The organism is Pontibacillus sp. HMF3514 (assembly GCF_009858175.1).
GTDB lineage: Bacteria > Bacillota > Bacilli > Bacillales > BH030062 > Pontibacillus.
Genome location: NZ_CP047393.1, coordinates 3,527,573 through 3,548,475, shown reverse-complemented (window position 1 = coordinate 3,548,475; position 20,903 = coordinate 3,527,573). Strand labels below are relative to the sequence as shown.

The following is a 20,903-nucleotide window of genomic DNA, read 5'->3' as shown; positions in this document are numbered from 1 at the left end:
GATGTTGGAATATGCATGGATCATGCCTGTTTTCCCATTGCTATCTTTTGTTCTATTGATCATACTACGCCAGACCGTAAAGGACAAAAGTAGCTATATCGGCATTGGGTTATCAGGTGTTTCCCTTATTCTTTCTGGGGTTGTACTTATGGAACAACTTTCGCAAGGGAATTTTTCGAAATCTGTTGGTTGGTTATCAATTGGGGATATTGAGTTAACGGTTGGATACATCGTGAACCCACTAAACGCCATGATGCTTGTGCTCGTATCGTTGGTGAGTTTTCTTGTACATATTTACTCCATGGGTTATATGAAAGAAGATTCGCGCCTGAACGTGTTTTACGCTTACCTTGGTTTATTTACCTTTGCTATGCTTGCGCTGGTTCTGTCGCCAAATCTGCTTCAAATCTATATGTTCTGGGAGCTCGTTGGACTTGGATCATTTTTATTAATTGGTTTTTATTTTTACAAAAAAGAAGCAAGGCAAGCTGCGAAAAAAGCTTTCATCATGACGCGAATCGGAGATATTGGACTACTGATTGGACTTATTCTGCTATTTTGGCAGACCGGAAGCTTAGAGTTAACCTCGATCTTCGAAGCGGTGGAAGCGGGAGCTATGGAAGAAGGGATGATTACTCTGATCGCCATACTCATTTTCGTTGGAGCGATCGGAAAATCAGGTCAGTTCCCACTGCATTCATGGCTTCCTGATGCGATGGAAGGTCCAACTCCGGTATCAGCACTGATCCACGCAGCTACGATGGTAGCAGCAGGTGTGTATTTAGTGGCAACACTATTTCCGTTATACGAAGCAAGTGAAACCGCTATGATCGTCGTCGCTACAATTGGAGCATTCACCGCTATATTTGCGGCAACGATTGCTTTGGTACAAAAGGATTTAAAGCGCGTTTTAGCTTATTCTACCGTATCCCAACTCGGATATATGATGCTCGCACTTGGGTCGGCAGGTTATGTAGCTGGTGTTTTTCACCTTATGACGCATGCCTTTTTCAAAGCCCTGTTGTTTTTGGCAGCAGGTAGTGTCATTCATGCTGTTCACACGCAAAACATCGAGAAAATGGGTGGTCTTTGGAGAAAAATGAAGTGGACGGGTCCCCTGTTTTTAATCGGTGCCCTAGCCATTAGTGGATTCCCGCTATTATCAGGCTTTTTTAGTAAAGAAGAGATATTACTCGCAGCATGGGGAGAAGGACATTATGTTTTATTCACTCTAGCACTGATTGCGGCTTTTCTTACCGCTTTCTATATGTTCCGCCTATTTTTCATGGTGTTCACCTCACCAGCAAAAACAAACAACGCAGTAAAAGAATCTCCAAAATCTATGACATTCCCGATGATCGTACTTGGCGCATTAGCAGTTGTAGCAGGTTATATCAACACACCTTGGTTCGGCACATTTCTAGGGGATTGGCTGACTGCTGGGAATGAGTTTGTCAATGCGCACCATGCTGAAGGACCGATCTGGATTATGTTAGTCACTATTTTATTATCACTCGGAGGCATTTACTTAGCTTATGTGATCTATCACAAAAAGACGCTAGAGAGAGATTTCTTATCCTCCGCATTTCCCATCACCTACACCGTCATGTACAACCGGTATTTTGTCGATGAATTTTATCAGATGACTGTAGGATACGGAGCACGCGCGTTAGGATATCTAGGAGTGTTTATTGAAAAATACATTGTAAATGTGATCGCGAGTTTGTGTAGCAATATTGTGCATGAAATCGGAAAACAAGGATCCAAATTACAAAATGGGCAAGTTCAAACATACGGAGCCGTAGTATTTGTTGGCCTTGTTATTATCTTAGCCGTAGCTGTCATGCAAGGAGGGATGTTTCAATGAGTTGGCTGTCACTATTGGTGTTCTCTCCGCTTATAGGGATTCTTTTGCTCACGATAACGCCGAAACATAACGCGAGCATGGCAAAACTGGTTGGCGTAATCGGAGCATTCATTCCGTTTTTATTATCCTTAATCGTGTATAAATCCTTCCAATCTGGCGTTGAATTATCCGAAAAACTGGCTTGGATGACACTCGGACAAGATGCCTTTCAATTCACGGTTAACTATGAGCTTGAGGTAAATGGGTTTTCGCTCATTTTACTGCTCCTAACAACCTTGATCTCATTGCTATCGATGGTAATAGCAACAACCCAAATCAAAACATCATGGAGAGCCTATTACATCCTATGTCTTTTATTAGAACTCGGAATTCTAGGGGTTTTTGCTGCAGAAAATCTCATTTTGTTCTTTATCTTTTTTGAATTAACATTACTCCCAATGTTCTTGTTGATCGGAAAATGGGGGGGTTAGAGCGCGAGAAAACGGCCTATAGTTATTTAATTTATAACGGACTTGGCTCGGCTGCTCTCCTGATTGTTTTCGTAGCACTCATTGCCAAAACAGGCACAAGCAATATGACCGAGTTAATGAGCATGGTGCCACAGCTAGATGACGGGTTTCGTATGGGAGCGTTCCTAGGCTTACTCCTGGCGTTTGGTGTGAAGCTACCGATTATCCCTTTGCACACATGGATGGTTCGTGTGCACGTCTACGCACCGACCGCACTAGTCATGATTCATGCTGGCGTACTTTTAAAAATTGGAGCTTATGGATTGATCCGTTTTGGATTAGGGTTTTTCCCAGTTGAATTTGAAAAAATGGCATCTCTTATTGCCATTTTGGGTATAGTGAATCTGCTGTATGGCGCTTTTATTGCATTAGTTCAACAGGAGTTAAGGCGAATTCTGGCTTACTCTAGTGTATCGCATATGGGTATCGTACTGCTTGGTGTGGCCGCAATAAATGAAGCTGGGGTGCAGGGGGCCATTTTTCAAACCGTATCGCATGGACTGATTGCCGCTTTGTTCTTCTTACTTGTTGGTGTGTTAATTGAGCGCACCGGCACTACGGAGCTGAAAAAGCTAGGAGGCTTAGCAAAAGTGATGCCTGTTACAGCTGGAGTTTTACTTACAGCTGCACTTGCTTCACTTGGGTTACCTGGTATGAGCGGGTTTGTAAGTGAATTTATGGCATTTTTAGGCCTGTTTGAAACCTTACCGATATTAGCTGCGATAGGAACGCTTGGTTTAATCCTGACAGCTGTGTATATGCTTAGAGCTGTTTTGAATATTACGTTTGGTGAGGGACCAATATATCCAGAAAACTTAAGACCGTTATCCAGCGCTGAAGGTTTGCCTGTTTTCATCTTACTTGGAATGATCGTTCTAATAGGCGTTTATCCAAGTGTTCTAACAGACACGCTAAGCACCACGCTAGAAACCATTTTAATCGGGATGGGAGGGTAACAAATGGATCTCGACACATTACTTCAATTCGAGTGGAGTTTGATGGCTCCTGAATTTACAATTTTAATCGTCGCAACGGTGTTATCCCTTTTAGACTTGTTTTTAAGAAAAGAAGTAAACCGAAATCACTTTGCATGGTGGGCTATGGGAGGCATCGCCTTATCGTTCGTTTTCTTACTCTCCCAACTCGGCCATGAGAGCTCAATGATTTTATTTGATACGTACCGTTTTGATCCTTTCTCAATCAGTTTCAAATTCGTACTGCTAGCTGGAACGTTTCTAGTTATACTTCTATCTCATTCCTATAAGGAAGCAGGGGAAGGAGGATATCGAGGAGAGTTTTACTACTTTATTCTCATCGCTCTTCTTGGTGGCATGATGATGGCATCGAGTGCAGATCTGATTACCCTGTTTGTTGGCTTAGAAATGCTCGCAATCCCATCTTATATTTTAGCTGGTATTCAAAAGAGCTCTACGCGTTCCAATGAGAGTGCAATGAAATACATCATTAATGGAGGTATTTCCACGGCAATCACACTCTTTGGCTTCAGTTACATTTACGGATTAACAGGCAGCACGCAGCTCAATGTGATTGCTCAAAACTTATCAGATGTTACCCAGAGCGATGCTGAAGGTCTTGCCATTATGGCGTTCCTCATAACGTTTGTAGGATTAGCATTCAAAATCTCGACTGTTCCGTTTTACATGTGGACACCTGATGTGTACGAAGGCTCACCTACACCTGTTACAGCCTTCCTAAGCGTTGTTTCAAAAGCAGCAGGGTTTATTATCATTCTTAGAGTGTTCATGTCCATTTTTGGAGGAATAGAGGGGATCAGACTAAATGAGACTTTCCTCGAGTCCATGATTATCTTTATAGGTGTGCTTGCATCTTTAACCATGATCATTGGAAATACAATTGCTTTGAGACAACGAAACATGAAGCGGCTTCTTGCATATTCAAGCATAGCGCACGCAGGCTACCTTCTTGTTCCTTTTGTAGCCTTATCCCCAATGGCATTTGAAAGCATGTGGTTCTACATGATTGCTTACATGTTTATGACACTTGGAGCATTTGCCGTGCTACAAGTCTTAATCAGACAATCAGAATCAGAGGATCTATCCATATTTTCCGGCCTATTCCATCGATCACCTGGCCTTGCCATATTAATGACGATCTTCTTGTTATCGCTTGCAGGCATACCGGGTACAGCCGGATTTATAGGGAAGTTAAATATCTTTTTAGGAGCCTTATTCACAGACCCAGGGAACTTCGCGCTAGTTGCGATCATGCTTGTCGCAACGGTTATATCATACGTTTATTACTTCGGGATTTTCATTCAAATGTTTTTCAGACACGCTGAATTTCAAACAAAAATTAGAATGCCCACAAGCATTTCCGCAGCACTCGTGATCTGTGCAGCAGGAACGATTATTCTTGGTTTATTACCAGGGACAATATTAGATTTTTACCATCAGCATGTTGATTTTAATCAGTTAACAGACTCATTATGGAAATAAGCGAGAACAGTGCACTTCTTGTATAAAGGTGCACTGTTTTTTTATTTTTTTTAAAGATAGTCAGCAGTAAGAATAAAAGAAATACCTAATGAAAATAAGTAACCTTAAAGAGGCTGGATTCGTCTTATATATAACCCCACTATTAAGAGGGAATAAAGCCAAAAAGTGGACTAGAGATTACAAATATTACGATTTTCCAGTGATAAAGGTTTAACTACATAGGAAAAAAGGTATTTGACTTACTAGAGCTAAAGAAAACACTGAGTAGATTGACAATTACCAGGTACCATGTCAGAGTTTTACTAGTGAACTTTGTCGATATTTCCCTGGCAATAAGTCGAAAGGTGTTGAAGTATATGGAGGAGATAGGATATCAGTCACTAACCAATATGCTTTCACATATTGTGTTTATAATCATTACTTGGCGGATCCTACAAGCCGTAAACTTAGACGGAATCATAAAAAAAGGACGTGTTTTTGAGGCACGTTTACTCATGATGTTTCTCACGATAGCGATTGGAACAACGGTAAGCCGTTTCTTTTTAGATTACTTGCAATGGTCTCAAAACCTGAAGTTTTTACTTTAGGTAAAGGAAACGATTGCTAGAGCCAACATCCATGTCAAATGATGACGATAATTTAATTGTATGATTGTTTCGTTACCCGACGATACTGTTGATGGACTTTTTTTAAAGGGGAGCGGGACAAATGAGAAAACTAGCAATTATTTTATGGATGATGATCATGGTTCAAGCGCAGCTGTTTGCTTCAGCAGAGGCAGATAGCTCAACACCGTTACAACCACTCCAAGATATTTCCGATTTTCTTAAGCAACATGAGGTTCCAATTAAAAGTTGGGAAGTAATCATGAAAGAACAAATCCATCATGAAGAGATTTCAGTCTATGTACAGAAGCTTCAAGCGCAATATCCTAATTTTAATCTCACAAAAAAAGAAGGAAATAAATCCAATAAATATATTTTGAACCGCCAAAAAGCTAGTGGATTTTCCGAACAATTTATAGTAATTGCGTCAAAAGATGTAAGACCTTATGCCGAGGTTCTGTACAAATCTTCTGGTAAGGACTGGAATCCTGACATAAGGAGAGACTTTTCACCTAGATTACTTACCATTAAACAAGAACGATTTGCAGAAAATACCACAATTTTCACTTGTCTAACCTCTGAAAGCAGTGATAAGATTAATGGTGTTTTATTGCTCGAAAAATTTAGTTCTAGACTACAAATCGAAAAACTACAAACACTAAATGAAAATGAATTTATCTCAAACACGGGTTATACAAGTCATTGGAATCAGGCGCTTCCGTATATGGACAAGGGAGTTATGAATGTTCAATATGCCCTCCGTCAAGATATGGGCGGAAAGACAACCTTGACATTTGGAACGCCAATCATCTCGAGTGAATATTAATATAGAGAAAATGGACGCGGAGGGGAATGAACTTGGAAAAAATCATCGTCCGCGGTGGCAGTCGATTATCTGGCACTGTGAAAGTAGAAGGTGCAAAGAATGCTGTTCTGCCTGTCATCGCCGCAAGTATAATTGCTAGTGAAGGAAAAAGTATCCTGAAAGATGTACCCGCTCTCGCTGATGTTGACACGATAAGTGAAGTATTGAAATATATGAATGCAGATGTAGCAGTTGAAGAAAATACAGTTACAATCGATGCATCTAGAGAGCTGACAACAGAAGCACCATTTGAATACGTTAGAAAAATGCGAGCTTCCGTGCTTGTATTAGGACCTATGCTTGCTCGTTATGGTCATGCTAAGGTAGCTCTTCCTGGTGGATGTGCTATCGGCTCACGACCAATCGATCAGCATCTTAAAGGGTTCGAAGCAATGGGAGCGAAAGTTAACGTAGGTAATGGCTTTATCGAGGCTTACACTGGAGAGGACCGTTTACGTGGTGCTCGCATCTATTTAGATGTTCCGAGTGTAGGTGCAACAGAAAACATTATGATGGCCGCATGTATGGCTGAAGGCAAAACCGTCATCGAGAACTGTGCCAAAGAGCCAGAAATCGTTGACCTTGCTAACTACCTGAACAAAATGGGAGCAAAAGTCGTTGGTGCTGGTACTGAAACAATCCGTATCACAGGTGTGGAAAAAATGTATGGTGCTGAGCACAACATCATTCCTGACCGAATTGAAGCAGGTACCTTTATGGTTGCAGCAGCAATTACAAAAGGAAACGTACTTGTAAAAGGTGCTGAGCAAGAACACCTACGTTCCTTAGTAGCGAAAATGCAAGAGATGGGTGTCATCATCGAGGAAGAGGATGATGGTCTACGCATCATCGGCCCAGAAAAGCTAAAAGCTGTTGACCTAAAAACCATGCCACACCCAGGTTTCCCAACTGACATGCAGGCTCAAATGATGGCCTTAATGCTTCAAGCAGAAGGCACAAGTGTTATTACGGAAACTGTGTTTGAAAACCGTTTTATGCACGTGGAAGAGTTCCGTCGCATGAATGCTCATCTTAAAATCGAAGGACGCTCTGTTATTGTAGAAGGACCATCCGAATTACAAGGCGCAGAAGTTTCAGCAACAGACCTTCGTGCAGCAGCAGCTCTGGTATGTGCAGGACTCGTAGCAGACGGCTACACACGTGTTACAGAATTAAAACACTTAGACCGCGGCTATATCGACTTCGCAGGAAAATTAGCAGGAATCGGTGCTAACATCGAACGCGTAAAAGATGAAAATGCCGAAGAAACACCAGAAAACAAATCAACAGACGATGTAAAATCATCCTTATCATCATAATAAAGAGAACACGCCTACTCTGTGGGCGTGTTTTTTTATGCTTTATTTGGATCGCCTGTATTGAGGAGGGTTATCGCCTGCAAATGGAGTTTTTAGCCTGAATACAGCTCTCGATCGCCTGCAAATCCAGATTACCGCCTGAATCCAATTCCAGACCGCCTGAAAACTCAGATTACCGCCTGAATCCAGCTCCACACCGCCTGAAAGCCTAACTCTCGCTCACAAATCTGGCCAGGCGCTCATATATGTCCTCAACCCGCTCACAAATCTAGCCAGGCGCACATAAATGTCCTCACCCCGCTCACAAATCTATCTAGCAGCTCACAAAAGTTACGCCCCCGCTCGCAAATCCAGGTGCGCCGCTCACATCCGACCTTTCCCCACTCACAAAATCCCCACTCCCACCAAAGTCCTAATCTCCCCAACACCCGAAACCCAACCCAACTCCCAATCGTAAAATAAACTAACAACCCAAAAAAGGAGCATCTCCACATGATTATTTTTCTAATCAGCATCCTTATCCTAATAGCTCTGATCTCGTACATATACTGGTTTAAACCAAACTCAGGTACGGGCGTGGACCTTCAACCAAAGGGATATGCCATAATCACCACTGTACTGGTGATAATAGCTGCCTACGCAGGATATCAAGTCTACAATAATTTGCAACATGAGCAACGTTTCCAAGTTAGTCCTGTCACTAATGAACAGTCTGTTAAACTTCAGGGCGAGAAGAATGACCTTATGATGGTTAAAGAACAGCCTTTTAAGCAAAATAAAGCATATGAAGCAACTTTCTTTTTATGGAACGAAGAACCTCTAACACCGAAAAAACTAACTCTAAAGGCCGAAGAGAGGTTCTCTGGTGATAAGATTCAACTACAGCTCCCAAACGCTCAAGACCTCCCAAATGGAGCCCCTAAGCTAAAACAAGAACTAGGTGCTACCAAAGCCATACAAGCGCAACTAGCCTTTCCATACTGGGGCATATGGGAAATCGCCATTTATCAAAACGGAGAAAAACTAGGTGACCTTGTCATTGAAGTAATTCGCTAACCTGTTAGCCTAGCCCCCAGAAGCATAATCAAAATTTCTAGTTCTACTATTCCAACCTCTTGTATAGATTTATTAGTAGAGTAACTAGAAAAGGGGGCTTCCATATGAAAGCATGGAAGGGGCCAGGACTTCTTCTAATCGGCACATTAGTGCTCATCATTCTTGTCGTTCCAACGTTAATTGTGCTGCCATTTATTCAACCATCGGATCCAATTCAACAAGTAGCAACGGAGGGTTCAACAACGCCAACAAAACCTGTCGAAACCTTGAAGGACTTTAATTTAGATGATCTTTCATCCTTCAGTGTGAACGTTTATAGGACTAAGGCAGAACAAGTTGAACAGGTGCCCCTAGAACTGTATGTGTCTCACGTTGTCGCATCTGAAATGCCGGCTGATTTTGAATTGGAGGCACTTAAGGCGCAATCTCTAGCTGCACGCACATACATTGTTCAGCATCTTATTAAATCTGAAGAAGACATTCCGGGAAATGCTCATGTAACCGATACAATCCAGCACCAGGTATATAAGAACAACGAAGAGCTTATGAAAGCGTGGGGCCCGGATTATATTTGGAAGATGAACAAGATTAAGCAGGCAGTTGCAGAAACAAAAGGAGAAATCCTGACATACGAAGGTTCTCCAATTACAGCATCGTTCTTTTCAACATCAAACGGCTACACGGAAAACTCAGAAGATTATTGGGAGCATGAATTTCCTTACCTGAGAAGCGTAGAAAGCCCGTGGGACACAGATTCACCGAAGTATTTAGATCAAAAAGTATTTACAATGAGTGAGATTGAACAAAAGCTAGGCGTACAACTTGAAGAAGATCAACCCATCATAACAAGCATTACAAAAACCGATAGTGAACGAATCAATACGGCAAAAGTAGGCGGAAAAACTTTTACAGGACGAGAAATTCGTGAATACTTAAATCTAAAATCATCAGACTTTACCGTTCAACAAAAAAACCAATATATTATCTTCAAGACCAAAGGCTACGGCCACGGAGTTGGTATGAGTCAATACGGGGCAAACGGAATGGCTAGAGAAGGTAAAGGGTATAAGGATATTGTTGGTCATTATTACAATGATGTAGCAATAACAGAGATCGATACATTCCTGCCACAGATTGCATCCAGATAACGATTATAGATGTCTAGCTCCAGCGTTCAGTCAGGGCGCTGGAGCTTTTCTTTAAATTACCATGCATAACCTGAGTCTTTTGTCGAAAACTAATTATAAAAAATTTTTTTCAAAAATATGTATAGTTCTTCCTCTTTCTGATCAGAATGGTTGCTGAGGTGATGATGAAATGAGAGAGGAAGAAAACAAAAACGTTTCAAAAAACAATTGGAAACGTATTTTGCGTAAGAAATGGTTTTTCCCTAGTGTTTATTTAGTAGCAGCAGCTTTGATTTTGACAGGAGTACTTTGGTATCAGAGTTCTTTAACCAATGTTGAAGATCTTGCTGATGATCAAGACAACCTGCAAAATGAAACAGACGGCATTGACTATGATAACCAGCCTGCAACACCTGTTATGGAGCTGAATGAAAACTTAAACATGCCACTTCATAACCGTGACCAAGCTGTTATCAAGACTAAGTTTTTCGATTATAGCGCAAGTGCAGAAGACCGTGAAAAAGCCCTTATTCTTTACGACAACCATTACTATCAAAGCGAAGGTGTAGACATCGCACGTGAAGATGGCGAATCTTTCGATGTTCTAGCATCTGCTACAGGCACAGTAACGGAAGTCAAAGAAGATCCACTACTGGGTAATGTGGTTGAAATCACACACCAAGATGGTCTAACAACTCGCTATATGAGCTTAGGTGATGTTCTTGTTGAAACAGGTGCTGAAGTTAATCAGGACGATGCAATTGGAACAGCTGGACAAAGTTTAATGGGTCAAGCAAGCGGTGTACACGTACATTTTGAAGTGGTAAAAGATGGAGAAAAAGTGAATCCTGAAACGTACTTCAATCAACCGCTAAGCAACATCTCAGTAGAAGAAGATGCGCAGTCTGACCAGGAAGATCAACCTGAAGAAGATAAGCAACCTGAAGACAAAAAAGAACCAAACGAAGATAGCGAATCATCCATTTCAATGACAAATACGTAAGCTTCGGCTTTCGCCAAAATCCTACCTGCTTAAGGTAGGATTTTTTTTGCTTAAAGCCGATCACGTCGATTACTGCAGAAAGTTTTGAAAGGTTTTGTCGACTACACACTTCTTTTGTCTAAAGTATTTTTTCTTTCATAAGACTCTGGTAATTTTATCCTAACAAAGATAAAAGGATGTCTGATTTTGTACAAAACATGACTTCTTTTAAAAGACAGGGTGGGGCGAGATGAGTGCAGTTTTAAAAGATTTTAGGAAAAGCAATATGTCACTGTATGCTATTAAAAAGATCTTAGTGAAGATGTATGATGAGAAAACTGCCATGACTCTATTGAAAGACTACTGTATGGAATCAACTACACCAGAAGCCAGACACCATGGACTAGAACTCATGCTAATGAATGGATACTATCAAGAATTCAAAACCCTTTTGAATATCAACAAGCAATCTCATTTTGAAGAAGATCGGGTGTGGGCCAAATTATACGAGCTTCACTATAAAAGTTTGCAACATAAGATTTCACATTCAGATGTACTTGTTGAATTAAAAAAAATACCTATTTTAACGGAAGAACAAAGATGTCTACATACGATTTTGAAAATTTACAGTAATTATGAGATGCGCCGCTATAGTGTATGGGCCTATTTAAATGAGAAACTCTCAGAGGATTTAAGCCAAATGCAGCCTTCTCTTTTGTTGGAGTTTTATCAATTGAGAAGTAAAGAGATTCTGTTTCGATATCATTGGCGGAAAAATGAGCTCATTATTGCAAGAAAATATGGGTTTACCATTATCAATCATAAACAAATATCACCCGCACGTATGAGTCGGGTACACATTATATTGGCTTTATCCTATTTATTTGATGGCTATGACCAAAGTATGTATCACTTGAATGAGGCGTTGAAGTTAGCGAAAAAATTTGAATTACCTGCTATAGAAAAGCTTGTAAAACACCACAATCTACCGTTTGTGTCAGCCTATCATGGTCTGACTGAAGGTGTTGAAACAGAGAGTTTAGCAGAACAGGCGCATTTAGCAGTAGCAAGAGGAGACCGAGAGAAGGCAATCGAGATTTTAAGCACTTTTGAATCACTCACTCCTTTTCAAAAGTACTATCTTGGTTTAGCGAAAATGGACAAGCAGTTATTAGTCCAATCCTATAACAGTTTTGTAAGTGAAGAGAGTCATTACTTTTATGCAAGACTTCCGTTACAAGCATTGAATCATATGAACATGGGAGGAATTAGATGAAGAGGTTAATGTTAATGGGAATGACGTTGTTAATGGCACTGGGGTTATTCGTAGGAGGTTTTAATGTGATAAGTGTACAAGCAGCTGAAGGTCCTCAGTTCCATGATCCAGCAGAACCACCACTGCCTGCAGTTTCGAATGCTGATCCAGGAAAACCACAATTACCAAAAGTTTCAAATTCTGACCCAGTAGAACCACCACTACCATTATATTATGATCCAGTAGAACCACCTTTACCTTAATTTATTAAGGTCAGGCTTAAGGAAGATAACAAAGGGGGAGAGCAATGTGATGCATATCATAATCAAATGTTTTATTATGATCGTATTTGCTGGAATTGGTACTTATCTGAACTTGAATTCAGATTATATGAACCCTATTTACACTACACAAGATCCTGACATAGGTGGCATGGGATAAACATTCTAAAATCACTTTTATGGATTCAATAACGGAGATCTATGCATAAAGTAATTATAAAAGGAAATTGAAAAAGGACTTTTTCAGGCTTTTCAAACTTGCCTGGAAGGGTCTCTTTTTTATATTTTTGTATTAATTCTGAAAACAAATGCCTGTATCCCTTGTCCCACACGACTTTTTAATCATAAACCGCTCAACCCTCACATAATCTGATACAAACCCCGTAATGGAGGGTTCAAAAGGGAGGACAAAACCATACCTTTGGAATCCTTCAATTAGGGAAGGTTTGAGGTGAGAGGGGAAAGGATTACCTCAAGGTACCTAGAAAAACATCCATCTTAGAACTGGCAGGCATTACATATATCTATATTCAACCTTGTCTCATTTCACACCTTTGACATCCAACTATCAGGAGGCGAGTGGTGTGCACGATTACATCAAAGAGCGAACAATCAAGATCGGGAAATATATCGTGGAGACGAGAAAAACCGTTCGAGTGATTGCGAAGGAATTTGGAGTCTCAAAGAGCACGGTTCATAAGGATTTAACAGAGCGGTTGCCGGACATTAATCCCGAGTTAGCCAATGAAGTGAAGGAGATTTTAGACTATCATAAAGCGATTCGACATCTACGAGGCGGGGAAGCAACGAAGAACAAATACAACAAAGATAAATCACCTGCAGAAGAGCCCGCCAATACTGCTGGATAACCTTGCGATCCTCCCAAATACCTAATTCTTTTGAAACAGGAACTTTTTTCTCTTCTAATGACAAATTTTGCTGAAATGTGTGATAAAATAAAGAATTAGAAGAATCATGTTTTCGGAAGGAATAGTATTTAAGCAGGGAGGATCAACGTCACATGTTTGCAAGGGATATCGGGATTGACCTAGGTACAGCGAATGTATTAATACACGTTAAAGGAAAAGGTATTGTCTTGAATGAGCCATCTGTAGTGGCTATGGATCGTAATTCAGGTAAAGTTCTGGAGGTCGGTGATGAAGCCCGTCGTATGGTTGGACGTACACCAGGGAATATTGAAGCGATTCGTCCACTAAAAGATGGCGTTATTGCAGATTTTGATGTAACAGAAGCAATGCTTAAGCACTTTATTAATAAAATAAATGTACGAGGCTTTTTATCCAAGCCCCGTATGCTGATCTGCTGCCCAACGAACATTACGAAAGTTGAGCAAAAAGCGATCAAAGAAGCGGCTGAGAAAAGCGGCGGAAAGAAAGTTTACTTAGAAGAGGAACCGAAAGTAGCTGCTATTGGAGCAGGTATGGATATTTTCCAACCAAGCGGTAACATGGTAATTGATATCGGCGGTGGTACCACGGATATTGCGGTTCTTTCCATGGGCGATATTGTCACCGCCTCATCGATTAAGATGGCCGGAGATAAATTTGATAATGAAATTCTTCAGTACATCAAGAAAGAGTACAAACTTCTGATCGGAGAGCGTACGGCTGAAGATATTAAGGTAAACGTAGCGACTGTATTTAAAGGTTCACGCCATGAGCAAATTGATATTCGAGGTCGTGACATGGTATCTGGCTTACCTCGTACGATCACAGTTTACTCTGAAGAAATAGAAAAAGCTCTACAAGAATCCGTTTCTTTAATTGTTCAAAACTCTAAGCAGGTGCTTGAACGTACACCACCTGAATTATCAGCTGACATCATCGACCGTGGTGTTATCTTAACAGGCGGCGGTGCAATGCTACATGGTCTGGATCAACTGTTATCAGAAGAGCTTAAGGTTCCTGTATTAGTTGCAGAAGAACCAATGAACTGTGTTGCAAAAGGGACAGGCATTATGCTCGAAAACATTGATAAGCTACCAAAAGATAGCATTGTCTAATAACAGGGGGGAAGTACGTTGCTAAGAGGATTTTATACAGCAGCATCAGGAATGCTCACACAGCAAAGGCGTCAAGAAACCCTATCCAATAACCTATCGAACGTTACCACACCTGGTTACAAAGCAGATCAGGGTTCTGTACGTTCTTTTCCAGAGATGCTGATCGAACGTATGGGAAGCAAATCACTACCAACATCAAAAAATATCAATCTACCTGTGCGAAGCGAAGTAGGCCCTTTGAGTACCGGTACGTACTTACAAGAGACAACTCCCGACTTCACACAAGGTGATATTCGAAATACAGGTGTTTCGACGGACATGGCCTTAATGAACGGGAATTTCCCAGATGAAAATGGGTCTGTGTTCTTCACAGTAAGAGGTCAGGATGGAGACCCTCGCTACACACGTAGTGGAAACTTCACAGTAGATGGACAAGGTTTTCTTGTTTCACAAAGCGGCGCTTATGTCTTAGATCAACAAGGCAACCCCGTTCAAACGGGAGGACAAGAATTTACTGTATCACCTGAAGGCGTTCTTCAAACTGAGTATGGCGGAACACAACTTGGAATTTCTTATACAAATGATGTTTATCAGCTTGTCAAAGAGGGAAATGATTTATTCCGATATAATGATGAAGGGGAAGGACAAGCCCCTGTTAACGCTCGAACAGCTGAAGGCGTAACATTCGGAGTAAAACAAAATGCCCTCGAGGGATCAAATGTGGATCCTGCTCGCACGATGACTGAAATGATGAGTTCGTATCGTTTATTTGAGACGAATCAAAAAGTATTAAAAGCCTATGACCAAAGCATGGACAAGGCTGTAAACGAAATTGGTCGAGTACGATAGGGAGGGTTCCTAAATGTTACGTTCTTCTATGCAAGCGGCCGTAACGATGGGCCAGCTGCAAAATAAACTGGACTTAATCGGAAACAATTTATCCAATATGAATACACCCGGCTATAAAAGCCGCCAAGCAGATTTTTCATCCCTCCTGATTCAACAAATGGATAACCTGGATGAAGAGGGAGAAAATGCTAATCGCACCACACCAGATGGTATCCGAATTGGATCTGGTGCTTATTTAGCCAGTACCGATCTTGATATGAAACAAGGATCTATCAAGCAAACGGGTCGCCCTCTTGATGTTGCGATGATGAATGAAAATCACATGTTCCAGGTTCAGCGCACTGAAAATGGACAAGCAACTACCATGTACACTAGAGATGGCTCTTTCTCGTTTCAACCCATAAACGAAAATGAAGTGATGCTTGTTACATCAAATGGTAACCCAGTCCTAGGTGAAGATGGACCGATAACCTTACAAAATAATTTTCAGTCCTTTACAATCCGAGAAAATGGAGAAATTGCTGTAGAACGTAATGGAGAAACGGCAGTTGAGGCAAGACTAAATATAGTCAACGCTTCACGTCCTCGATTACTAGAAGCAGCAGGTCAAAACCTTTTCCGTTTACCGGATTTAGAGGAATTAGGATACAATCAGCAAGAAATCATTGAAGCGGTTGGAGTCAATGATGTACGCTTGCAACAAGGTGCATTAGAATCGTCCAATGTGGATATGGGAAAACAAGTAACAGACATGCTTTCGACACAACGTGCTTATCAATTTAACAGTCGCTCGATCGCCATGGGTGACCAAATGATGGGCCTAATCAATCAATTACGTTAATCCACATAGATGAAATGAACGATAAGGAGTCTGTACAATGCCTGATAATAAAGAGCCAATCAGTCGTAGTGAACGACGCGAACTAAATAAAGAAAACCAAAAGAAAGAGCGCCAGCAAGAAAAAGAACAAAAGAAAAAACAAAAAGAAGAAGCCAAGCAACAAAAAGAAAAGCAAAACGACGAGAATCCAAAGAAGTATCGCCGTCGTATCTTACCAATTTGGCTACGCATCATAATTGTTCTTGTAATCTGTGCTGTTGCTTTATTGGCTGGTTTAATGATTGGTTATGGTATTATTGGAGACGGAAATCCAACTGACGCCTTGAAAATTGACACGTGGCAACATATCATTGATATCGTAACCAAAACCGAATAGGAGGATCATCATGCTAGATATCCAAGACATTCAAGAGATTATCCCACACCGATATCCGTTTCTTTTAGTGGATCAAGTAACTGAATTAGAAGAAGGCCAACGCGCAGTAGGTAAGAAAAACGTAACAATCAACGAACCATTTTTCCAAGGCCACTTCCCAAGCTACGCCGTTATGCCAGGCGTTCTTGTAGTAGAAGCACTAGCTCAAGTAGGAGCAGTAGCCATGCTAAAGAAAGAAGAAAACCGAGGTCGCTTAGCGTTCTTCACAGGCATCGACAAATGCCGTTTCAAACGCCAAGTCGTACCAGGTGACACTCTTACTTTAGAAGTGGAGATCATCCGAGCAAAAGCAAGCATCGGAAAAGGAAAAGCCAAAGCCACAGTAGATGGCGAACTTGTATGCGAAGCGGAAATCATGTTCGCTCTAGGGGAAAAAGAAGAAGAATAAATTGATTTGGAAAGCCTGTCGTGGATGGACAGGCTTTTTTTGTTTTGTTATAAGAGATTGTCTAGTTGATATGAAAAGGAGAATCCCACGCTCTTGAGAGAGAATCCCACGCTCTTGAGAGAGAATCGCACGCTCAAGGAGGAGAATCCCACGCTCGAAGAGGAGAATCTCACGCCTGAAGAAGAGAATCGCACGCTCAAGGAGGAGAATCGCACGCCCGAGAAAGAGAATCGCACGCTCAAGGAGGAGAATCCCGCGCCCGACCAGAAACCAACGCAGGACAGTATGCACCACTCCTAGATCTAATGAAATTTAGTTAGCCTTTTTCAAGATTATAGCCTCACTTAATTATCCCACTACCTTTTTTGTTTTAAAACTTTCCCAAAACCATGAATAATTCCTCTACATAAGCAAATTCTAGAGAAAAGCTCTTCTATTGGCACGTACTATAAACGGCTTCCTAGAATAAGGGGGAGGTTGTACATCTAAAGTCCTGAATTCATGTTAACTTGTTTAAAAGCTTGACCATGTGGAATAACACTTCCACAGCCATCTTAGAGGAAAAAATTCCATATAAGATGCTCCCCTAATGCCAAATAGAAAAGTGAAACATAAAGGTACAGACAACAAGGAGGATTTCATTATGAAAAAAATTTTTATTGCAAAGTTAGGTACATCAGCATTAGCACTATCTCTAATCGCAGCTTGTGGTACAGATGAGCAGAACCCACCACCAGAAGAAGATCAACAAGAAGAGCAAAACGGTGGCGAAAATGGTGACATGGGTAACGGCGAGAATGGTGAAAACGGCGATATGAACAATGGTGACGGTGAAATGAATGGTGAAGATAAGAACAAAGAAAATGAAATGAACGGCGAAGGCGACGGAACAACTGAAGAGAAACAAGGAAATGAAGATACTATGACAGAAGAAGAAGAAAAATAATAAAACAAAAAACAACGCCAGTACTGGCGTTGTTTTTTTAGGCCTTTCGATCAACCACATTCCCTAAAGTAGGGTGTCCTTGTTCTCTTACTGCATTAGATGGTGAGTCATTAATCATATGTATAAGTCCATCTCCATTAACTTTTTCTTTACGAATAGCTTTATCTATTGAGGATAAATGCGTATTCTGATCAAGTTGATTCTGGCCAATCCCCTTCTGATTGCTTGGGATATTCACATTATCCCTCCCCCTCAATCCATATCCTAATTATACCAAAATTGAAAAAATGATTACATATGTAATTCCAATATATTTCCAAATGGTAAGATGGTCGGATTAAGAATAAAAAATTTTTCTCACTGACAAATTACGACAAATTTTTTAAATAAAATCTAGTAAAATCGCATCACTACATAGAAAATTTTAGTAAATTGGGAGGAATATGGGTGGTAGAGGTATTGAAGAAAAGTTATGTGGTGAATGAAAGAACAAAAGCGATTTTGATTAATCCAGATCCAATGTATCCAACAAAAATTTTGGAGGACAATCAGGTTATTTTATGTAGACAAACTCCAAAAGAAATCGTGAACCAATCATGTTTATTAGGGGGTTCAACACTCCGAGGCAGGCGACTTGCTATGGAAAAGATGTTACATACGAAAACAAAGCTCCCAATTCCAGTAAAGCCGAACGAAGGCATATTTTTATTTCCAACAAGATCCCCACGAAGCGTCTACTGCGAATGGATTTCATTCTTTCATGTAAAACAATTTCACGAAGTAAAAGGAACCAAAGGCAGCACCGTGTACTTCAGCGATGATTCAGAGCTTCACATTCCAACCTCAGGATTCTCAGTCCGCCGACAAATGCAGTTAACAGGCCTAGCCATTGCGACATTTTATAAAAACGAAATTTGTGGAAGACGGACAGATTAAAATCGGATTATACCAAAAATTGTCACACTATTAGAACAATTGGTGTATTTTGCACATAATTACTACTCATACCAAATCCTCAATGTTAAAATGGTATTGGTACATGTAGAGAAATCTGCTGTCACAAAGCTATAGGGGCTAAGGGGACAACCTATGCTAGCCAGCTGCCATTGCCACAATAATTTAAGGGAGGAACGGTAATGAAAAAGCACTCGAACAAAATTTTTTCCGTATTGGCATCATCTTTAATTGTATTATCCGCACCAACTGTCACTCTAGCAGACTCTGACGACCTCAAGGATCATGATGGGAAGCAAAAGTGGGAGCAAAAAGAAAAGGAGCTCAAGCAGTGGGCTGATAAAATGAAGAGCAATGACGACCGCTGGGAAAAAGATAAGGAACGAGCTCAAGAGAAATTAGAAGAAATACGAGAAAAATTAGAAGAAAAGAAAAAAGAAATTCGTGAAAAACTTGAAGAAAAACATGCAAAAGCTGTCGAAAAACGCTTTGACCTATTAAACAAACGATTAGATAAAATCGAAGAACATATTGAAAAAATAAACGACGTAATGGAAGAATACTTCGAAAAAGAATTAGATGACGAAGAGGATTCCGAAGAAGAATCAGATGAAAACACTCAAGATGGTACTGATGAAGGTTCCACAGAAGATGGAGAAGAAACAGATACTGAAGAAGACTCCACAGAAGATGGAGAGGAAACAGATACTGAAGAAGACTCCACAGAAGACGGAGAAGAAACAGATACTGAAGAAGACTCCACAGAAGATGGAGAGGAAACAGATACTGAAGAAGACTCCACAGAAGACGGAGAGGAAGCAGATACTGAAGAAGATTCCACAGAAGATGGAGAAGAAACAGACTCTGAAGAAGACTCCACAGAAGACAGAGAAGAAACAGACTCTGAAGAGGACTCCACAGAAGATGGAGAGGAAACAGACTCTGAAGAAGACTCCACAGAAGATGGAGAGGAATCTGATTCTGATGAAGAATCCGATGAAGACGAAGAAGAATCTGACTCCGAAGATGAAGAAGATGTCGTAGACGAAGATGAAGAGAAAGAAGAAGAGGAAGAACTAGAAGGCTACGACGAACGTGCTCATAGTTTCTCAGGTAAACTCGATGCTCAGTTACATAAACTGAACGCAATGGACCGTTACTTTGACAAACTAGATCAGTGGGCTGAGCAAAAAGCTGGGAAAGACCTAGAACTTGATGCCGTTGCTGAAGTACAAGAACGTATCGACGAGCTACGCAGTGAGGTAGAAGAGTCTAAAGAGCGTCTTGCAGAATGGCAAAAAGAAATGAAAGAAAAGGTAGACCAAGAGGAAGATAAAGAGGAGCTCGAAGAACGCGAACAAGTAGAGCAAGATAAAGTTTGGAGCGTTAACTTCAACAAAGAACTTTCCGAAGAAGCTGTAGACTCCATGAACTTCCTTGTATTCGACCAGGATATGAACGTAATCCCTGTTACGGCTGAATACGATGCAGAAAACACATCTGTATCCATCACACCTGAGAAAAGTTACGAATCAGGCAAAACCTACACACTATTCATTGCAAAAGACGTCCAAGACGAAAGCGGTCTTTCTCTGAAGAACGCTGTTCAAATGGACTTTACAATTGATTAATTTGTAAATATGGAAACCCGTTGCCGAGGCAACGGGTTTTTACTTGGTTAGGGAGGAGATCGCCTGAATATAGTGCAAAAGCGCCTGCATTTCCGTAAGATAGCCTGAATCGAACTGATTACCGCCCGAACCCACTTTCCATGCGCCTGAATAATCCAAAAGATCGCCTGCATCCAGCGTCAAATTGCCTGAATCATGCCTAGCAGCTACGAATCCATACTTAGTCATGAGATCGCCTGAATATAATGCAAAAGCGCCTGCATTTCCATAAAATAGCCTGAAAACAATTGATGACCGCCCGAACCCACTCCATATCCGCCTGAATCCCCAAGAAGACCGCCTGCATCCAGCCTAAAATCGCCCGAATCCGACCGCGCCGCCAAACCACCAGCACCACAACATTCACAAAACCTTAACAACCCTCCCCACCCACACACATTGCCAAACCTGACAAGAAATAGTATAGTAGTGACTGACTGGTCATAACATAAC

23 protein-coding genes, 1 pseudogene and 1 riboswitch are annotated in these 20,903 nt (G+C 41.0%); of the genes and pseudogenes, 22 read left to right on the top strand and 2 right to left on the bottom strand.

The window, feature by feature from the left end; translation table 11 throughout:
- The first annotated feature begins 1 nt into the window (after position 1).
- The 20 genes and pseudogenes from nuoL (at position 2) to GS400_RS20095 (ending at position 17,826) form a co-directional block, all read left to right on the top strand.
- A complete protein-coding gene (nuoL, locus tag GS400_RS17955) occupies positions 2–1,867 on the top strand; it encodes an NADH-quinone oxidoreductase subunit L (RefSeq protein WP_160104102.1) in 1,866 nt (621 codons plus the stop codon).
- Positions 1,864–3,332 (top strand): annotated as a pseudogene (locus GS400_RS17950) (NuoM family protein). Before nuoL ends, GS400_RS17950 begins: the two are co-directional and overlap by 4 nt.
- A gap of 3 nt (positions 3,333–3,335) precedes the next feature.
- Positions 3,336–4,853, top strand: coding sequence for an NADH-quinone oxidoreductase subunit NuoN (gene nuoN, locus GS400_RS17945; RefSeq protein ID WP_160104101.1), 1,518 nt, complete (start codon positions 3,336–3,338; stop codon positions 4,851–4,853).
- Between the two features lie 356 nt (positions 4,854–5,209).
- Positions 5,210–5,440, top strand: a complete 231-nt coding sequence (locus GS400_RS17940) for a DUF1146 family protein (RefSeq protein WP_027447824.1) — start codon at positions 5,210–5,212, stop codon at positions 5,438–5,440.
- Positions 5,441–5,561: 121 nt separating this feature from the next.
- Entirely contained in the window at positions 5,562–6,284 is a 723-nt protein-coding gene (locus tag GS400_RS17935) for a YwmB family TATA-box binding protein (RefSeq protein WP_160104100.1), read from the top strand.
- A gap of 32 nt (positions 6,285–6,316) precedes the next feature.
- A complete protein-coding gene (gene murA, locus GS400_RS17930) occupies positions 6,317–7,642 on the top strand; it encodes a UDP-N-acetylglucosamine 1-carboxyvinyltransferase (RefSeq protein WP_160104099.1) in 1,326 nt (441 codons plus the stop codon).
- A 492-nt stretch (positions 7,643–8,134) separates the two neighbouring features.
- A complete protein-coding gene (locus GS400_RS17925; protein ID WP_160104098.1) occupies positions 8,135–8,698 on the top strand; it encodes a hypothetical protein in 564 nt (187 codons plus the stop codon).
- 104 nt (positions 8,699–8,802) lie between these two features.
- Positions 8,803–9,846 (top strand): stage II sporulation protein D, encoded by a 1,044-nt coding sequence (gene spoIID, locus GS400_RS17920; RefSeq protein ID WP_160104097.1) that lies wholly within the window; start codon positions 8,803–8,805, stop codon positions 9,844–9,846.
- A 169-nt stretch (positions 9,847–10,015) separates the two neighbouring features.
- Entirely contained in the window at positions 10,016–10,828 is an 813-nt protein-coding gene (locus GS400_RS17915) for a stage II sporulation protein SpoIIQ (RefSeq protein WP_160104096.1), read from the top strand.
- 229 nt (positions 10,829–11,057) lie between these two features.
- Entirely contained in the window at positions 11,058–12,083 is a 1,026-nt protein-coding gene (locus GS400_RS17910; protein WP_160104095.1) for an AimR family lysis-lysogeny pheromone receptor, read from the top strand.
- Positions 12,080–12,325, top strand: coding sequence for a hypothetical protein (locus GS400_RS17905; RefSeq protein ID WP_160104094.1), 246 nt, complete (start codon positions 12,080–12,082; stop codon positions 12,323–12,325). Before GS400_RS17910 ends, GS400_RS17905 begins: the two co-directional genes overlap by 4 nt.
- A 46-nt stretch (positions 12,326–12,371) precedes the next feature.
- Positions 12,372–12,503 carry a hypothetical protein gene (locus GS400_RS20360; RefSeq protein WP_255454149.1) on the top strand — a complete coding sequence of 44 codons (132 nt, stop codon included), beginning with the start codon at positions 12,372–12,374 and terminating at the stop codon, positions 12,501–12,503.
- Positions 12,504–12,927: 424 nt separating this feature from the next.
- Positions 12,928–13,212, top strand: a complete 285-nt coding sequence (spoIIID, locus tag GS400_RS17900) for a sporulation transcriptional regulator SpoIIID (RefSeq protein ID WP_160104092.1) — start codon at positions 12,928–12,930, stop codon at positions 13,210–13,212.
- A gap of 152 nt (positions 13,213–13,364) precedes the next feature.
- Positions 13,365–14,366 carry a rod shape-determining protein gene (locus tag GS400_RS17895; RefSeq protein WP_160104090.1) on the top strand — a complete coding sequence of 334 codons (1,002 nt, stop codon included), beginning with the start codon at positions 13,365–13,367 and terminating at the stop codon, positions 14,364–14,366.
- Between the two features lie 18 nt (positions 14,367–14,384).
- The gene (locus GS400_RS17890) at positions 14,385–15,215 is read left to right on the top strand and encodes a flagellar hook-basal body protein (RefSeq protein ID WP_160104089.1); all 831 of its coding nucleotides are present in this window, start codon (positions 14,385–14,387) and stop codon (positions 15,213–15,215) included.
- A 13-nt stretch (positions 15,216–15,228) separates the two neighbouring features.
- A complete protein-coding gene (locus GS400_RS17885; protein ID WP_160104087.1) occupies positions 15,229–16,056 on the top strand; it encodes a flagellar hook-basal body protein in 828 nt (275 codons plus the stop codon).
- Positions 16,057–16,093: 37 nt separating this feature from the next.
- A complete protein-coding gene (locus tag GS400_RS17880) occupies positions 16,094–16,432 on the top strand; it encodes a DNA-directed RNA polymerase subunit beta (RefSeq protein WP_160104085.1) in 339 nt (112 codons plus the stop codon).
- Positions 16,433–16,442: 10 nt separating this feature from the next.
- Positions 16,443–16,880: a 3-hydroxyacyl-ACP dehydratase FabZ gene (gene fabZ / locus GS400_RS17875; protein WP_160104084.1), complete on the top strand. Its 438-nt coding sequence runs from the start codon at positions 16,443–16,445 to the stop codon at positions 16,878–16,880.
- Positions 16,881–16,973: 93 nt separating this feature from the next.
- On the top strand, positions 16,974–17,180 hold the full coding sequence (locus tag GS400_RS17870; protein WP_160104083.1) for a hypothetical protein: 207 nt from the start codon (positions 16,974–16,976) through the stop codon (positions 17,178–17,180).
- 343 nt (positions 17,181–17,523) lie between these two features.
- Positions 17,524–17,826: a hypothetical protein gene (locus GS400_RS20095; RefSeq protein ID WP_201450121.1), complete on the top strand. Its 303-nt coding sequence runs from the start codon at positions 17,524–17,526 to the stop codon at positions 17,824–17,826.
- A gap of 37 nt (positions 17,827–17,863) precedes the next feature.
- On the opposite strand, the gene GS400_RS17860 is transcribed toward GS400_RS20095, so the two are convergent.
- Positions 17,864–18,064 (bottom strand): hypothetical protein, encoded by a 201-nt coding sequence (locus tag GS400_RS17860; RefSeq protein ID WP_160104081.1) that lies wholly within the window; start codon positions 18,062–18,064, stop codon positions 17,864–17,866.
- A 209-nt stretch (positions 18,065–18,273) separates the two neighbouring features.
- On the opposite strand from GS400_RS17860, the gene GS400_RS17855 reads away from it, so the two are divergent.
- Both GS400_RS17855 and GS400_RS17850 read left to right on the top strand, forming a co-directional pair.
- A complete protein-coding gene (locus GS400_RS17855) occupies positions 18,274–18,762 on the top strand; it encodes a competence protein ComK (protein ID WP_160104079.1) in 489 nt (162 codons plus the stop codon).
- 88 nt (positions 18,763–18,850) lie between these two features.
- Positions 18,851–18,934, top strand: a riboswitch (cyclic di-GMP riboswitch).
- A gap of 28 nt (positions 18,935–18,962) precedes the next feature.
- Positions 18,963–20,411: an Ig-like domain-containing domain gene (locus GS400_RS17850; protein WP_160104077.1), complete on the top strand. Its 1,449-nt coding sequence runs from the start codon at positions 18,963–18,965 to the stop codon at positions 20,409–20,411.
- Positions 20,412–20,450: 39 nt separating this feature from the next.
- On the opposite strand, the gene GS400_RS17845 is transcribed toward GS400_RS17850, so the two are convergent.
- A complete protein-coding gene (locus GS400_RS17845) occupies positions 20,451–20,639 on the bottom strand; it encodes a hypothetical protein (protein WP_160104075.1) in 189 nt (62 codons plus the stop codon).
- Between the last annotated feature and the right edge of the window lie 264 nt (positions 20,640–20,903).

Excerpts from the sequence above, each read along its gene's own strand:
- nuoL (WP_160104102.1), top strand. The coding sequence starts at position 2 with ATGTTGGAATATGCATGGATCATGCCTGTTTTCCCATTGCTATCTTTT.
- nuoN (WP_160104101.1), top strand. The coding sequence starts at position 3,336 with ATGGATCTCGACACATTACTTCAATTCGAGTGGAGTTTGATGGCTCCT.
- GS400_RS17940 (WP_027447824.1), top strand. The coding sequence starts at position 5,210 with ATGGAGGAGATAGGATATCAGTCACTAACCAATATGCTTTCACATATT.
- GS400_RS17935 (WP_160104100.1), top strand. The coding sequence starts at position 5,562 with ATGAGAAAACTAGCAATTATTTTATGGATGATGATCATGGTTCAAGCG.
- GS400_RS17925 (WP_160104098.1), top strand. The coding sequence starts at position 8,135 with ATGATTATTTTTCTAATCAGCATCCTTATCCTAATAGCTCTGATCTCG.
- spoIID (WP_160104097.1), top strand. The coding sequence starts at position 8,803 with ATGAAAGCATGGAAGGGGCCAGGACTTCTTCTAATCGGCACATTAGTG.
- GS400_RS17915 (WP_160104096.1), top strand. The coding sequence starts at position 10,016 with ATGAGAGAGGAAGAAAACAAAAACGTTTCAAAAAACAATTGGAAACGT.
- GS400_RS17910 (WP_160104095.1), top strand. The coding sequence starts at position 11,058 with ATGAGTGCAGTTTTAAAAGATTTTAGGAAAAGCAATATGTCACTGTAT.
- GS400_RS17905 (WP_160104094.1), top strand. The coding sequence starts at position 12,080 with ATGAAGAGGTTAATGTTAATGGGAATGACGTTGTTAATGGCACTGGGG.
- GS400_RS17895 (WP_160104090.1), top strand. The coding sequence starts at position 13,365 with ATGTTTGCAAGGGATATCGGGATTGACCTAGGTACAGCGAATGTATTA.
- GS400_RS17885 (WP_160104087.1), top strand. The coding sequence starts at position 15,229 with ATGTTACGTTCTTCTATGCAAGCGGCCGTAACGATGGGCCAGCTGCAA.
- GS400_RS17880 (WP_160104085.1), top strand. The coding sequence starts at position 16,094 with ATGCCTGATAATAAAGAGCCAATCAGTCGTAGTGAACGACGCGAACTA.
- fabZ (WP_160104084.1), top strand. The coding sequence starts at position 16,443 with ATGCTAGATATCCAAGACATTCAAGAGATTATCCCACACCGATATCCG.
- GS400_RS20095 (WP_201450121.1), top strand. The coding sequence starts at position 17,524 with ATGAAAAAAATTTTTATTGCAAAGTTAGGTACATCAGCATTAGCACTA.
- GS400_RS17850 (WP_160104077.1), top strand. The coding sequence starts at position 18,963 with ATGAAAAAGCACTCGAACAAAATTTTTTCCGTATTGGCATCATCTTTA.
- GS400_RS17845 (WP_160104075.1), bottom strand. The coding sequence starts at position 20,639 with ATGACTAAGTATGGATTCGTAGCTGCTAGGCATGATTCAGGCAATTTG.